This window comes from Methylomonas sp. MK1, from assembly GCF_000365425.1.
Taxonomy (GTDB): domain Bacteria; phylum Pseudomonadota; class Gammaproteobacteria; order Methylococcales; family Methylomonadaceae; genus Methylomonas.
The window spans coordinates 62280-76308 of the sequence record NZ_AQOV01000002.1 but is presented as its reverse complement, the minus strand read 5'-3'; the positions used below and the strand labels follow the sequence as shown (position 1 = coordinate 76308).

Genomic DNA, 14029 nt, shown 5'->3' with positions numbered 1-14029 from the left:
TTGTTCTAGCTAGACCCTTTACTAACGCTACATTGCCATTTTTAGCTGTTAGCGTTATCAATGCTTTTCCATTGTCCTGACAAGTACAATTCCAGATTTTTCTTGAAAGGTTCTACTTTCTGATATTCCCAATAACCATATAGCTGGCCAAGATTATTGTAAAAGCTACGGATCATCACGATGAGCGGAACATACCAATACAAACCTGGCGCGCCTAAACCATCATCTTGTTGTTTTTTAATGACCGGAGCAATCAAGCTTATGTACATGAAAGCCAGCAAACCAAGTGTCGCCAGCCATGCCCAAGGAACAATAAATCCCAATAGAAAAGTCAACATCCAGAGGGCGTGATTACGCAAATGATAGAAAACAGCTTTTAAATCTGCTTTGCCTATTCGCCCGGTCCCGCGTCCGTACAAATAGTACTGCTTGGCGAGTTTTTTAAAATTAGGCCTAGGGCGCCACGACACCACAGCGTTTTGCGCCAACCCAACCCTGCATCCAAGTGCTTTGGCTCTCTGTGCGAACAACGTATCTTCCGCAGTGTAAAGCCATTCTGGGTAACCGCCTGTCGCGGCCCAGACACTTTTTCGAAACGCCGAATTTCTGCCATGAAACACTCGATGTTCTTCATCGACCGCATTCCCAGAGGTTGATAACGCCCCGGCAAAATATTCGAAGGGATTTATATGTTCGACCTTACGCACACCGGATACCGCGCCAAAATCAGGATTTTCCAGTAGTGGTTTTATCAACTCTTCCAGCCAAACGGGATCGGGGTGGCAACCGCCGTCGGTGACTGCGATAATGTCCGCGCTGGAACGCGCGATTGCCAGATTACGTCCGCGAGCAATGTTGACGCCTTTCTCGACAAAAAACTTTATGTTGGAATTTTGATCGGCGTATTGTTGTAGCAGCTCCAGAGTCCCGTCAGTAGAGCCCCCATCAACTATGACTATCTCATCAGCCCGACGAGTCTGAGTTAAGAAAGCGTCCAGCAGACTTTTAATACTGCCACGTTCGTTTAGAACCGTGGAGATGATGCTTACCGTTGTGTTTTGCATGATATTAAGATCGCCAAATTTGAACGCTACAGTTTTAGAAGCAGAGGATCAACATCATAGCGGATGGTCGAAATAATCGCCATCGATCCCGCTGCGGTACCAATTTTGCAAAATGTTATCGGCTAGCAGCGGCTGGCGATAGATCAGATAGCGATTGCCGCGTGACGGCACTGTCTCATAGCCAAGGCTGCGAAACAGACTGGTCAATGACGGCGAGGCGACTTCCAGACTGCCCCAGCTAATCCCGTTCTCTCGCCAATAGGCAAATAGATAATACAGCATCGTCTGTAAGGCAGGCTCGTCGTCCAAGGGATAAAACACATCGCGCAATACTGCCATGCTGATAGCATCCCCAAAACCTTGCTGATGCCAGATAGCATAGGCACGCAACTTGCCTGTAGCATCGCGCAGCGCGAAAAGTCTTAAAGGACAGGTAGGAAAATCGAATAAACGCCAGTTTAAATAACGGCTGCAGCGTTCCAGACATGATGTATAGCCCGCTTTGGCCCGCTCCCACAACTCGTCAAACTCAGTCTCGCAATGCAAAACCTCAGCAAATTTAAAACCGCCGCTATGCAATTTGACATTGCGTAAGCGCAAGTTGATGTCAAATAGGCTGCCCAACAAATTGCCCAAAAATTTGCCGGCGCGTTTCTGCCAAGAGCCGCGATAACCAACGCGCAAACGATAAAAATCGTTATCGCTGCCACCGATCTCCACAAAGCCGCATTTTTTAAAGGCTTTCTGCGTAATTACGCCGGCAGTGACAGTGCCGTTGAACCGGGCAAACTCGAGGCTGTGTTCGATCAGCTTGGTGGCTAAACCCTGCCCGCGAAACTGTTCATCGACGCAGGTATTGGAACCGAAAGCAATCGTTACGGATTCGCCGTTCAACCACCAGGGTTGCACGAACATGGCCCGGAAACCTGCCAAACGCCCATTGTGCCAAACCCCGACGCCGACGCACGGCAAGGCGTCCTGCCAAGGATTCTGCACGATACGGCGCTCGAACCATTGCTGGATATATTCGGGGTGTTGCTGAAACTCATCGAAATTGGCGACGGCAATCCGAATGCAATCCGGAATATCCGCCAGTTGGATAGGTCCATAAACAAAATGTTCGGCAACAGCGGACATAGGCTTTCTCGAAAAAATGCGGAAAATATTAGCGAGGCCTAAATATTGTTAGCGGAGGCATCACCGAAAATCGAAAACTATTATCGGTGCAAACTTGCTGTAATACCAAACTACAGCATAGTTTTAAAAGGATTGATGGGGCAAGGCTTGGGCAACACGCGGGCGCGACCCAAGTCCACACCATACCTGTAACAGCATTTACCGGAGTGGCTTAAACACCGATTTGGCATCAAGCAAATTGCTGCGTTTTTTCAAGCCCAGAATGCCCAGCATGCCGCTGAGAAAAAACCAGGCCGCGGTAGGCAAGGCAGCTTTCAATTCGGCTGTTTTGCTCTCATCCATCACTGGCTGGAATACAGTACCAAGCAAACCGAGAAAACCTGTTTGCGAAACAATGTCGCCAAGCCCTTCAATTTCTACCAAGGCTTGCTGAAATGTCGCTACTGCTCCAGTTTTGACCCGAGTAAACAGCGTCAACGCACAGTCCTGCAAGGGCTTATCTGCTGATGGATTTGATGACTGCTCCTGATAAGCGCTTGGCAAATCCGGCGTAACGGTTTTGAAGGATTCGAGCGGGTTTAGCGTGTTTGCGGTAGTCGCCGCTTGCGCCAGCTGAATCCCCCAAAACGATAGACCGATAAAAAATAATGCGGAAAGTAACGGCTTGTTTGTGTCCATATTAAAACCCCAGAATTAATCAATTAGTTAAGAGGTGAAGCCCTATTCACACAAACCGGACCAATTACGGAAGGCTGCGGCTCATGATATAGGCGTCCATGCATAGGAGAATAGCACTATGCGTGCCAATTGCAAGAGGCTGTTTTCTATCAATATTTCCCATTCACCCTTAAAACTTGTTGGCACAGCAACCACAAAAAGCCGATTAAATGCCGCTAACACAACAACTTAGCGGCTGGAAATTTCGTCAAAGCCTAAGCAGCAAATATCGCCGAATTAGCCGGTTTTTTTGACCGAACCCAGTAGCCGGCAATACCGCCACCACCCAAGCTAAAGGCTAATCTCGAATCAGCAAGCGGCGGTTTTCCTGTTGAAAGATAGCCATAAATTGTTAGAGTAGTAGGCAAGTTACTGAATACTACGACTCGGGAGCATCATGTTACGCAAAATACTGATCGCCAATCGCGGCGAAATTGCTGTCCGTATCATTCGGGCCTGCGCGGAAATGGGTATTCGTTCAGCAGCTATTTATTCGGAAGCCGATCGCTTTGCCTTACACGTCAAGAAGGCTGACGAATCCCATTACATCGGCAGTGAGCCGCTGGCCGGCTACTTGAACATCTATGGTTTAGTGGATCTAGCATTACGCACCGGCTGCGATGCCATCCATCCCGGCTATGGTTTTTTATCGGAAAACGCCCAATTTGCGCGTGCCTGCCAGGAACGCGGCTTGGTGTTTATCGGCCCTTCTGCGGAAGTCATTCAGCGTATGGGCGATAAAACCGAAGCCCGCAGCGCGATGATAGCGGCCGGCCTGCCGGTCACCCCCGGCTCGGACGGCAACCTGGACAGCGTCGAACACGCTTTGCAGGTCGCCGAGCAAATCGGTTATCCGATCATGCTAAAAGCCACCTCCGGCGGCGGTGGCCGCGGCATCCGGCGTTGCGATAATCCCAACGAGTTGCGGCAAAACTATCAGCGGGTGATTTCCGAAGCCACCAAGGCCTTCGGTAGCGCTGACGTGTTTTTGGAAAAATGCGTCGTTAACCCCATCCATATTGAGGTGCAAGTACTGGCCGATCACTTCGGCAACACCATCCATCTTTATGAGCGCGATTGCTCGGTACAGCGCCGCAACCAGAAATTGATCGAAATCGCTCCTTCACCGCAACTGGATGAAGCGCAACGCCAGTACCTGGGCGGTTTGGCGGTGATGGCGGCAAAAGCAGTGGGTTACACCAACGCCGGCACCGTGGAGTTTCTGCTGGACGCCAACGGTCGCTTCTATTTCATGGAAATGAACACCCGGGTACAAGTCGAGCACACCATCACCGAAACCATCACCGGCGTAGATATTGTTGAGGAACAAATCCGGGTTGCCGCCGGTTTACCGCTGCGCTTCAAGCAAGAAGAAATTGTTCGTCGCGGTTACGCGATTCAATTCCGCGTCAACGCCGAAGACCCTAAAAACAATTTCCTGCCCAGCTTCGGCCATATTTCCCGTTACTACGCCCCCGGCGGACCCGGCGTGCGCACCGACACGGCGATTTATACCGGCTACGAAGTACCGCCCTTTTACGATTCGATGCTGGCTAAAGTGATCGTTAGTGCGATGACTTGGGAGGACGCGATTAATCGCGGCGAGCGGGCCTTGAAAGATATGGGCTTGTTTGGGATCAAAACCACGATCCCCTATTACTTGAAAATTCTCGGTCATCCGGACTTTCGCCGCGGTCGGTTCAACACCGGCTTTGTCGAAGCTAATCCAGACCTAGTCAACTATTCCAACAAGCCGCGACCGGAAATTCTGGCTAGCGTGCTGGCGGCGGTTGTCGCCTCCCATACTGGCCTGTAAACCTAAGGAAACCCCAATGAGCAAAGTTTACGTAACCGACGTTATCCTCCGCGACGCCCACCAATCACTCATCGCCACTCGGATGCGCACCGAAGACATGCTGCCAGCCTGCGCCATGCTGGACGATATCGGCTATTGGTCTCTGGAATGCTGGGGCGGCGCCACCTTCGACGCCTGCTTGCGATTTTTAAAAGAAGATCCCTGGGAGCGACTGAGCAAGCTGAAAGCCGCTCTGCCTAATACCCGCCTGCAAATGCTGTTGCGCGGCCAGAACCTGCTGGGCTATCGGCATTATTCCGACGATGTGGTGCGTAAATTCGTCGAGACTGCGGCCCGCAACGGCATGGACGTGTTTCGTATCTTTGATGCGCTGAATGACATCCGCAACCTGGAAACCGCCATCGAAGCCACCAAAGCAGCCGGCAAGCACGCCCAAGGCACGATCTGTTACACCACCAGCCCGGTGCACGACATTGCCAGTTTCATCAAGTTGGGCAAAGGTTTGGCGGACTTGGGCTGCGACTCGATTGCGATCAAGGACATGGCCGGCCTGCTGACACCCTACATTGCCGGCGAACTGGTCAAAGCCCTGAAAGACGCCATCGATCTACCTTTGCATCTGCATTGCCATGCCACCGCCGGCTTGGCGGAAATGTGTCAGCTCAAGGCCATTGAGGCGGGCTGCGAACACGTCGATACTGCGCTATCTTCCTGGGCCGGCGGCACCAGCCATCCGCCTACCGAATCTTTGGTCACCGCCTTACGCGGCACCGAATACGACACTGGGCTGGATTTGGATAAACTGCAAGCGGTAAATCAATACTTTGCCGACGTGCGAAAAAAATACCGGCGTTTCGAGAGCGAATTTACCGGTATAGACACCCGAGTGCATATCTTCCAAGTGCCGGGCGGCATGATTTCCAACCTAGCCAATCAGCTGAAGGAACGCAACGCCTTGGACCGCATGGCCGAGGTGTACAAAGAAATCCCCGAAGTACGCAAAGACTTGGGCTATCCGCCTTTGGTCACGCCCACGTCACAAATCGTCGGCACCCAAGCGGTATTGAACGTGTTAACCGGCAAGCGCTACGAAACCATCAGCAACGAGGTGAAACGCTACCTGCACGGGGGTTATGGCAAGGCCCCGGCTCCCGTTAATCCGCAACTGCAAGCCAAAGCTGTCGGTAAAGAAGAAGTGATCGAATGCCGTCCGGCGGATTTACTCAAACCTGAGTTCGAACACCTGCGTAACGAAATCGCCCATTTGGCTACGAACGACGAAGATGTGTTGAGCTTTGCCATGTTCCCGGAAATTGGTAAACAATTTCTGGAACTACGCTCCACCGACAGCCTGGTCGCCGAACCATTGGAATTGGACGAAGCCCCCACACCCGGCGAAGTGAAAAAAGCCCCTACCGAGTTCAATGTCGCGCTGCACGGCGAGTCCTATCACGTCAAAGTCACCGGCGCCGGCCCGAAAAACCAGAGCTTGCGGCATTTTTATTTCACAGTGGACGGCATGCCGGAAGAAATCGTCATCGAAACCCTGGACGAAATCGTCCTGGACGGCGGCGCGCAAGGCGCGGTGCAAAGCGCCATCGCCAGCAAACGCCGCCGGCCCAGCCAGCCGGGCGATGTGGTGACCAGCATGCCGTGCAATATCATTGACGTCTTGGTCAAGGAAGGCCAGAAGGTCAATGCCGGGCAATCTTTGCTGGTCACCGAAGCAATGAAAATGGAAACCGAGATCACCGCACCGATAGCCGGCATAGTCAAGGCAATTTATGTTGCAAAAGGTGACGCGGTTAACCCTAATGAAGTGTTGGTGGAAATTAATTAGGAGAAAAGCCTAAAGGCGAAAGGTAAAATGACGCGTTTGCCATGACAATGGCTTTTATATATTTGCAGCTGTTTGCTTTGGCAAATGAATTCGCCACTACAATTATGTCGGCTGCCCGTCTTTTTAGATTTTCATCTTTCGCCTGATTACTTTGAATCCTAAACCCGTCACCGAAGAATCCATCCGCCACGCCGTCGAACTGTTGCGGCAAGGCCAATTGGTCGCCTTTCCGACCGAAACCGTATACGGACTGGGCGCCGATGCTTCCAACCCCGATGCGGTTGCCAAAATTTTTGCCGCGAAAGGTCGGCCGGCCGATCATCCCTTGATCGTGCATATCGCCAGCGCCGCGCAAATGCACGATTGGGCGGAAGCCGTGCCGGAGTCGGCACTTCGGCTGGCCGAACACTTCTGGCCCGGCCCACTGACGATGATCTTGAACAAAAAATCGACGGTACCATCTGCCGTTACCGGCGGTCAGGATACGGTAGGCTTGCGGGTGCCAGCCAATCCGGTTGCTTTACAACTATTACAGGCCTTCGGCGGCGGCATAGCAGCACCATCGGCCAATCGCTTCGGCCATATCAGCCCCACACAAGCAGAACATGTCGCCGAAGAACTAGGCGATCAAGTCGGTTGCATTCTGGATGGCGGCCCCTGCGCCGTGGGCGTGGAATCGACCATCATCGACCTCAGCGACGGCGTTCCCGCGATTCTCAGACCCGGCCGGATTACCCGCAGTCAACTTAAAGCCGTGCTGCAAACCGATGTGCGCCTGTCGGCGCAGAGCAAGATCCGCGCGCCCGGCATGATGGCGGTGCATTACGCGCCCAATACCATGGCCTTGCTGTGCCCGGCCGATACCCTAATCACGATGACAGACGATTTGTGCGCACAAGGCAAACACATCGGCATCCTGGCGTTCAGTGCCGAAATCGCGGAGATTCCCTGCCTGCATTTGCTGAGATTACCGGCCGATGCCGAACTTTACGAACCGGCTTTGTACAGCTCGCTACGTGCCCTGGATAACCTGCAACTGGATACCATCCTGATCGAACAGCCGCCCGACAACGAAGCCTGGGCAGCCGTCAACGACCGCCTGAACAAAGCCACAGTTTGAGATGACCGACGAGGAATGGCTGCGCCATGCCATCCGCCTGGCGCAGCGCGCCGAAAGCCAAGGCGAAGTCCCGGTCGGCGCGGTGCTGGTGCACAACAACCGCTGCATCACCGAAGGCTGGAATCAACCGATCCAGAACAACGACCCCACCGCCCACGCCGAAATCGTCGCCCTGCGCAAAGCCGGCCAAGCCTTAAACAACTACCGATTGATAGACACCACCCTGTATGTGACGCTGGAGCCCTGCGTGATGTGCATGGGTGCCATAGCCCACGCCCGCATCAAGCGTCTGGTATTCGGCGCCTACGATCCCAAGCGCGGCGCAGTCTGCCACGCGTTGCAACTCAGCGATGCCGCGTTTTTAAATCATAGCGTGGAGTGGACGGGGGGAATTCTGGAGGCGGATTGCGCGGAACTGCTCAGCGATTTTTTCAAAGCCAAACGCAATCAGTCGAAAGGTCGATAACACATCCGACCCGGACAATTTGTTCAATTTACCGCTCTGCTATCGTTGCAAATAGCTGCCTGCCGATTGCCTGGATCCGCTTGCAGTTATTGATGCGTTAAATACTCTAATAACAACCCTCTTAAATCTGTAATTACTTGGTGAGCCGGCTTTTTAATTGATATGTACTAGCCGAAATCACGGCGGTAAGTGTCGGAACCTCTGAATTCGACAGCGGTGTTACTTAATTCGCACCGATTCTGCATGTTTATCCTCTGGCTCTTCGACTAGGTTTTCTAAATGCCGATGAAACATAAAACGTTGTAGCGTACCGGTATACGTAACACCCGAATGGTAATCGTAAAGCTCCACTTCAGCCTCGTCCTCGGTTTGTAATTGCGCTTTTAGCTTGGCGCTTTCATGATGTTCCGCGATAGCAGCGCTGGTTAACCCCATACTCAAAAATGCAAATATGACCAGTTTTATGGTGTTGTTAACTCTTTTCATAATGATCACTCCTGTCCAGTAGCAAACGATCCAGGCTTTTTCGAGACTTTGCGAATTGGCTATAGTTCCTAAATCCACTGTCGATTATTAACCCGGCCCTTAAATACCGTTCGCCTTAATGCCCTTGCCTGTCGAATGGCACACCAGCCAGGGCTTATCGGGGAGTCGCTATTTTTGCCGAAAGATTTTTTCGAGCTTCCCAGCAGGAAAAAATCGGCAAAAACTACGCGACCGCTTATGCCTGCGGCGCCCCGATTCGTCCGCGTCACCTCGTTCCGACCCAACAAGGGGTCGAAACTTAGGCTCTCGCATGACTTAACGCCGTGTCGCGATGCCTTGCAGGTTTTCTCCGCTTCGCTGCGAAAACCCGCCCGGCGCTACGGCTATCGGGGACTAAAAATCTTCACTTCGCTAACGCTCCGTTTCCAAGATTTTCAGCGGACGAGCTCAGCCAGAACTGAATAATACTGATAGATAGGGCCGGGTGAATAAAAGCACGCGCACCGACTCGCTTGAAATTTGATAAACGCGCTCCCATTTTGCCGACGTAGCGGCTCAGTGGAATTGAATGTCCAGCAGTGCCGCCATTTAAAATAGCTTTGATCAGTTCGCACGATTCTGGGTAGGAACCAACAAACCGGAGGCCGACATGCAACATCCCCACCATCCCCATTCGCCCGATATATTCATTAAACGCGTATTCGCCGTCGGCGCAGTGGCGGCTGTGCTGATATTGCTTTGGCATTGGCAGCCGAGGGCACCGGCGACCGAATCCACCCCGGTCAGAACCGTCGCCGCGCGCGGTGACTTGGCGGCGGACGAAAAAAGCACCATCGAATTGTTCGAAAAATCCCGCGACTCGGTGGTTTACATCAGTACCGCCGCGCTAGTGCGCAATGTCTGGACACGCGACGTGTTCTCGGTGCCGAAGGGTACCGGCTCCGGGTTTATCTGGGATGAAGCCGGCCACGTGGTGACCAACTTTCATGTCATTGCCGGTGCCAATGAAGCCACGGTAAAACTGGCCGACGGCCGCGATTACAAGGCCGCGCTGGTCGGTGCCAGCCAGGTGCATGATATTGCGGTGTTGAAAATCGGCGTCGGCTTCAAACGGCCGCCGCCGGTACCGGTCGGCACCAGCCGCGATCTGAAGGTCGGACAGAAAGTATTCGCGATTGGCAACCCATTTGGTTTGGACTGGACTTTAACCGGCGGCATCGTCTCCGCATTGGACCGCTCGCTGGGCGGCCAGGATGGGCCGGCAGTCGAGCACTTGATCCAAACTGACGCAGCCATTAATCCGGGCAACTCCGGTGGTCCGCTGTTGGATTCCGCCGGCCGCCTGATCGGCATCAATACTGCCATCTACAGCCCGAGCGGCGCTTCGGCCGGCATCGGTTTCGCGGTGCCAGTGGATACGGTGATGCGGGTGGTGCCGGAATTGATCAAGCAAGGCAAATATATCCGCCCGGCTTTAGGTATCGAAATAGATCAACAAATGAACGAACAGTTGGCCGCCTTGACTGGCAAGACCGGTGTCGCGGTGTTGCGGGTACAGCCCGGTTCTGCGGCTGAAAAAGCCGGCTTGCAGGGTGTGAAAATTTCGGCGAGCGGCGTGATCCCTGGCGACATCATCGTCGCGATCAACGGCAAGGAAGTCGATTCGCTATCCAAACTGTTCGCCCGCCTGGACGACCAGAAGGTTGGCGATGTCGTCAAAGTCCAAGTATTCAATAACGGCAAGACCCGGGAAGTCGAAGTAACCTTGCAACCGGGGAATTGATTTATTCCGCTGCATACCAGCCGATCTCGCCATTTCGGGATCGGCTGGTATGCTCGGAAACTAAATTCTTCAAGCAGACCAAGCCATGCCGACCGCCAAATCACCCCGGCTGAACCCAAACAAATTGCTGCTCAGCAAATGGACCGCCGTTGCCCCGCAAAACAAGGAAAAACACTTTATCGTCAGCAAATTGCTGTTGCCAGACGATCCTGACGCGCCGCTGGAAATGATCGAGCTGGAGGCGGTATTTAGCAAACGGGTGCAAATCATGCCGTGGCGGGATTTGCGCGACTCCAGCATTTGGCGCCAGGGCTGGCTTTGAGCGATGAGCTACAACCTGGTCTGGTTCAAGCGCGATCTGCGGGTGCACGACCATGCACCGCTGCTGCACGCCAGCCGCAACGGTCCGGTGCTGTGCGTGTTTATCATCGAACCCAGCCTGTGGGCGGCAGCCGATGCGGCTACGCAACACTATCTATTTTTACGGGAAAGCCTGCTTGATTTGGATATAGCCTTGCGCAAACGCGGCGGCGGCTTGTGTATCGAGATAGGCGAAGCAGTGGACGTGTTGGACCGGCTTTGGCACGAAGCGCCCTTCAAGACACTGTATTCGTATCAGGAAACCGGCAACTGGCTGAGCTTTCAGCGCGACTTGGCCGTGCAACGCTGGTGCCGGTCGCACGGCTTAAAGTGGCATGAGTTTGCGCAATTCGGTGTGGTGCGGCGCTTGCAAAATCGAGACTTGTGGAAAGCGCATTGGGAAGCGCTGATGGCGGAACCCTGCCTAGATCCTCCCTCTTGTGATTGGATAGCAGCACCTCAACCGCCGATCTTGCCCGATCCGCAAGCTCTGGGCTTAATCCAGCCCGACCCGCCGCAGCGCCAAATAGGCGGTCGCCGCCAAGGCATCGAAACCTTGCGCGACTTTCTGTTCGACCGTTGCGGTGCTTACCGCGGCGGCATCTCTTCGCCATTGTCGGCACCGACGGCCTGTTCGCGGCTATCGCCTTACCTGGCCTTTGGATGTTTGAGTTTGCGTGAAGTGGTACACGCCACCCGTCGCCAGCTTGATGTTCTGCCTAGCAATGACGTCCGTCGTGTCGGTTTGACCGCCTTCGTCAGCCGCTTGTATTGGCATTGCCACTTCATGCAAAAGCTGGAAAGCGAGCCGGAACTGGAATTTACCAATCTGCATCGCGGCTATGACGGTTTGCGCGAAGCGGACTGGAACCCGGCGCATTTTCAGGCCTTAACCTCAGGCCAAACCGGTTGGCCGCTGGTCGATGCTTGCGTCGCAATGCTTAACCAGACCGGCTGGCTGAATTTCCGGATGCGCGCCATGATAGTGTCGGTAGCCAGTTACCCACTTTGGTTGCACTGGCAGCCGGTCGGCACGTGGCTGGCGCAGCAGTTTCTGGATTACGAACCGGGCATCCACTGGAGCCAGATGCAAATGCAAGCCGGCACCACCGGCATCAACACCACGCGGGTGTATAACCCAATCAAACAGGCCCGCGACCATGATCCGCAAGGTCACTTTGTTAGACATTGGCTGCCGGCCTTACGCCGGGTACCCAAAGAATGGCTATTTGAACCGTGGCGCATGCCTGTAAAACTGCAACAGCAATGCGGCGTAATCGTCGGTGTCGATATTGCCGAACCGCTGGTCGATCTTGAATGCGCCACCCGGCAGGCCAAAGCCCGTCTTTACCAAGTACGCGGCCGCGCCGAAGTCAAAGCCGCCAAGGCCGCAATCGTTGAAAAGCACGGCTCGCGTAAACAGCTCACACGCCGCCGAAAAACCAAAGTCGCGGCCGGCGACTGGGTCCAAACCCAGCTGGAGTTTTGATGCATCAAAAAGCCCTGTTACCCGCCAAGACCTGTGTAGTCTGCGGCCGGCCCTTCGTTTGGCGTAAAAAATGGGCCAGGAATTGGGATGCCGTGAAATATTGCTCGGAGCGTTGCCGCCGGCAGCGGATCACGGCAGCGACAGCATGACCACCCTACGTCTTATTCTGGGCGACCAGCTAAACCCACTCCACAGCTGGTTTAAGCAAACCGATAACAAGGTGGTGTACACACTGATGGAAATCCGCCAGGAAACCGATTATGTGCTGCACCATGCGCAAAAAATCATCGGTATTTTCGCGGCAATGCGCGATTTTGCTGAGTGTTTGACCGCCCAAGGCCATCGGGTGCATTACCTGACAATCGACGATAGCGATAATCGGCAATCGCTGACTACCAATCTGGATCACTTGATCGAGCTCTATCAGGTGCAACATTTTGCATACCAGCTACCTGACGAATGGCGACTAGATCAGCAATTGAGCAACTATTGCCAAAACTTGGCTATCAGCAGCCAAGCTTACGACAGCGAACATTTCTACAGCCAACGGCACGAAGCGGCACAACTGTTCGGCGCAAAAGCGCGTTGGCTGATGGAAATGTTCTATCGGCGCATGCGGGTTAAACATGGCGTGTTGCTGGAAGACAATCAACGCCCGATAGGCGGGCAATGGAATTTCGACCGCGACAACCGCAAGACTTGGCCCGGCGCGCCGGCTGTGCCTGTTGATACTCGGCCGCGCCACAATCACGCCAAACTTTGGCAGGACATCCGCACGGCTGGCGTGAACAGTTTCGGCACCGCCGATGCCGGCAATTTTCGCTGGCCGCTAAATCGTGCAGAAGCCTTGCAGCAACTCGAAGCCTTCATCGCCGATGGCCTGCCACAGTTCGGCGATTTTCAGGACGCGATGAGCCGGCGCAGCTGGCGGCTGTTTCATTCGCTACTATCGTTTGCCTTGAATACCAAAATGCTCAATCCGCGTGAAGTGGTGGAACGGGCCGAACACGCGTATCGCCAAGGCCACGCGCCGCTGGCGGCCGTCGAAGGCTTTATCCGACAGATTCTCGGTTGGCGCGAGTATGTGCGCGGCGTGTATTGGGCAAAGATGCCGCAGTACGCCGCGCACAATTATTTCGGTCATGACCGCCCTTTGCCCTCCTGGTTCTGGACCGGCGAAACCCGAATGAATTGCCTGGCTGCCGCCATTGGCCAATCCTTGCAGTACGCCTATGCCCACCACATCCAGCGCTTGATGGTGATCGGCAATTTCGCTCTGTTGGCAGGCTTGGCGCCCGACGCGGTGCATCGCTGGTATCTGGGGGTGTATATCGACGCCTTCGAATGGGTGGAATTGCCTAACACGCTGGGCATGAGCCAGTTCGCCGACGGCGGTGTGTTGGCGACTAAACCTTATGTGTCCAGCGCGGCTTACATCGACCGGATGAGCGATTACTGCAAGGGCTGCCACTACGACAAAAAAGCCCGTACCGGCGATCGCGCCTGCCCGTTCAATGCTCTGTATTGGCATTTCTTCATTCGTCATCGCGCTAAGCTAAACCACAATCCGCGCCTGAGTATGGTCTATCGCAATCTGGATCGGTTTGCGGCGACTGAGGTCGATGCGATAGCCCGGCGTGCGGAAACGGTTTTAGCGGATTTGGAGAGGCTTTGAAAACATCGACAGAAAAATCGCCTTCTCCCTCCGGGAGAAGGCTAGGATGAGGGGAATAAAAACTATCAATGTTCGT

General features: G+C 54.0%; 14 protein-coding genes. 9 read left to right on the top strand and 5 right to left on the bottom strand.

Features of this window, described 5'->3' with window-relative positions; genetic code table 11:
• Window positions 1–41 precede the first annotated feature (41 nt).
• The 3 genes from G006_RS0117110 to G006_RS0117100 form a co-directional block, all read right to left on the bottom strand.
• Window positions 42–1064, bottom strand: a complete 1023-nt coding sequence (locus tag G006_RS0117110) for a glycosyltransferase (RefSeq protein ID WP_020484447.1) — start codon at window positions 1062–1064, stop codon at window positions 42–44.
• Between the two features lie 54 nt (window positions 1065–1118).
• Window positions 1119–2201 (bottom strand): GNAT family N-acetyltransferase, encoded by a 1083-nt coding sequence (locus tag G006_RS0117105; RefSeq protein WP_020484446.1) that lies wholly within the window; start codon window positions 2199–2201, stop codon window positions 1119–1121.
• Window positions 2202–2399: 198 nt separating this feature from the next.
• Complete coding sequence (locus G006_RS0117100) at window positions 2400–2879, bottom strand: hypothetical protein (protein ID WP_020484445.1); 480 nt, start codon at window positions 2877–2879, stop codon at window positions 2400–2402.
• A 436-nt stretch (window positions 2880–3315) separates the two neighbouring features.
• On the opposite strand from G006_RS0117100, the gene G006_RS0117095 reads away from it, so the two are divergent.
• The 4 genes from G006_RS0117095 to tadA all read left to right on the top strand — a co-directional run bounded on the left by G006_RS0117095 (window position 3316) and on the right by tadA (window position 8160).
• The gene (locus G006_RS0117095) at window positions 3316–4734 is read left to right on the top strand and encodes an acetyl-CoA carboxylase biotin carboxylase subunit (protein ID WP_020484444.1); all 1419 of its coding nucleotides are present in this window, start codon (window positions 3316–3318) and stop codon (window positions 4732–4734) included.
• 16 nt (window positions 4735–4750) lie between these two features.
• Window positions 4751–6574, top strand: a complete 1824-nt coding sequence (oadA, locus tag G006_RS0117090) for a sodium-extruding oxaloacetate decarboxylase subunit alpha (protein WP_020484443.1) — start codon at window positions 4751–4753, stop codon at window positions 6572–6574.
• A gap of 151 nt (window positions 6575–6725) precedes the next feature.
• On the top strand, window positions 6726–7694 hold the full coding sequence (locus G006_RS0117085; protein ID WP_020484442.1) for an L-threonylcarbamoyladenylate synthase: 969 nt from the start codon (window positions 6726–6728) through the stop codon (window positions 7692–7694).
• Between the two features lies 1 nt (window position 7695).
• Window positions 7696–8160 carry a tRNA adenosine(34) deaminase TadA gene (gene tadA / locus G006_RS0117080; RefSeq protein WP_020484441.1) on the top strand — a complete coding sequence of 155 codons (465 nt, stop codon included), beginning with the start codon at window positions 7696–7698 and terminating at the stop codon, window positions 8158–8160.
• Window positions 8161–8379: 219 nt separating this feature from the next.
• Here the strand turns inward: tadA and G006_RS25795 are convergent, their stop codons facing one another.
• Both G006_RS25795 and G006_RS28420 read right to left on the bottom strand, forming a co-directional pair.
• Window positions 8380–8646, bottom strand: a complete 267-nt coding sequence (locus G006_RS25795; RefSeq protein WP_026602430.1) for a hypothetical protein — start codon at window positions 8644–8646, stop codon at window positions 8380–8382.
• A gap of 403 nt (window positions 8647–9049) precedes the next feature.
• Window positions 9050–9304 carry a hypothetical protein gene (locus G006_RS28420; RefSeq protein ID WP_152428965.1) on the bottom strand — a complete coding sequence of 85 codons (255 nt, stop codon included), beginning with the start codon at window positions 9302–9304 and terminating at the stop codon, window positions 9050–9052.
• Here G006_RS28420 and G006_RS0117070 point away from each other — a divergent pair.
• From G006_RS0117070 to G006_RS0117055, 5 genes are all read left to right on the top strand, one after another.
• A complete protein-coding gene (locus G006_RS0117070) occupies window positions 9296–10429 on the top strand; it encodes a S1C family serine protease (protein ID WP_020484439.1) in 1134 nt (377 codons plus the stop codon). The two genes, G006_RS28420 and G006_RS0117070, sit on opposite strands and share 9 nt — an antisense overlap.
• Window positions 10430–10514: 85 nt before the next feature.
• Window positions 10515–10751, top strand: coding sequence for a TIGR02450 family Trp-rich protein (locus G006_RS0117065; RefSeq protein WP_020484438.1), 237 nt, complete (start codon window positions 10515–10517; stop codon window positions 10749–10751).
• 3 nt (window positions 10752–10754) lie between these two features.
• Window positions 10755–12278, top strand: coding sequence for an FAD-binding domain-containing protein (locus tag G006_RS0117060; RefSeq protein WP_020484437.1), 1524 nt, complete (start codon window positions 10755–10757; stop codon window positions 12276–12278).
• Window positions 12278–12427: a DUF2256 domain-containing protein gene (locus G006_RS29550; RefSeq protein ID WP_081607967.1), complete on the top strand. Its 150-nt coding sequence runs from the start codon at window positions 12278–12280 to the stop codon at window positions 12425–12427. Before G006_RS0117060 ends, G006_RS29550 begins: the two co-directional genes overlap by 1 nt.
• A complete protein-coding gene (locus G006_RS0117055) occupies window positions 12361–13953 on the top strand; it encodes a cryptochrome/photolyase family protein (protein ID WP_442785768.1) in 1593 nt (530 codons plus the stop codon). The genes G006_RS29550 and G006_RS0117055 overlap by 67 nt, the downstream gene beginning before the upstream one ends.
• Window positions 13954–14029 lie beyond the last annotated feature (76 nt).

What these genes read in the sequence shown, in the direction of transcription:
- G006_RS0117065 (WP_020484438.1), top strand. Translation starts at nt 10,515, where the DNA reads ATGCCGACCGCCAAATCACCCCGGCTGAACCCAAACAAATTGCTGCTC.
- G006_RS0117060 (WP_020484437.1), top strand. Translation starts at nt 10,755, where the DNA reads ATGAGCTACAACCTGGTCTGGTTCAAGCGCGATCTGCGGGTGCACGAC.
- G006_RS0117110 (WP_020484447.1), bottom strand. Translation starts at nt 1,064, where the DNA reads ATGCAAAACACAACGGTAAGCATCATCTCCACGGTTCTAAACGAACGT.
- G006_RS0117070 (WP_020484439.1), top strand. Translation starts at nt 9,296, where the DNA reads ATGCAACATCCCCACCATCCCCATTCGCCCGATATATTCATTAAACGC.
- G006_RS0117105 (WP_020484446.1), bottom strand. Translation starts at nt 2,201, where the DNA reads ATGTCCGCTGTTGCCGAACATTTTGTTTATGGACCTATCCAACTGGCG.
- G006_RS29550 (WP_081607967.1), top strand. Translation starts at nt 12,278, where the DNA reads ATGCATCAAAAAGCCCTGTTACCCGCCAAGACCTGTGTAGTCTGCGGC.
- oadA (WP_020484443.1), top strand. Translation starts at nt 4,751, where the DNA reads ATGAGCAAAGTTTACGTAACCGACGTTATCCTCCGCGACGCCCACCAA.
- G006_RS0117100 (WP_020484445.1), bottom strand. Translation starts at nt 2,879, where the DNA reads ATGGACACAAACAAGCCGTTACTTTCCGCATTATTTTTTATCGGTCTA.
- tadA (WP_020484441.1), top strand. Translation starts at nt 7,696, where the DNA reads ATGACCGACGAGGAATGGCTGCGCCATGCCATCCGCCTGGCGCAGCGC.
- G006_RS0117095 (WP_020484444.1), top strand. Translation starts at nt 3,316, where the DNA reads ATGTTACGCAAAATACTGATCGCCAATCGCGGCGAAATTGCTGTCCGT.
- G006_RS28420 (WP_152428965.1), bottom strand. Translation starts at nt 9,304, where the DNA reads ATGTTGCATGTCGGCCTCCGGTTTGTTGGTTCCTACCCAGAATCGTGC.
- G006_RS25795 (WP_026602430.1), bottom strand. Translation starts at nt 8,646, where the DNA reads ATGAAAAGAGTTAACAACACCATAAAACTGGTCATATTTGCATTTTTG.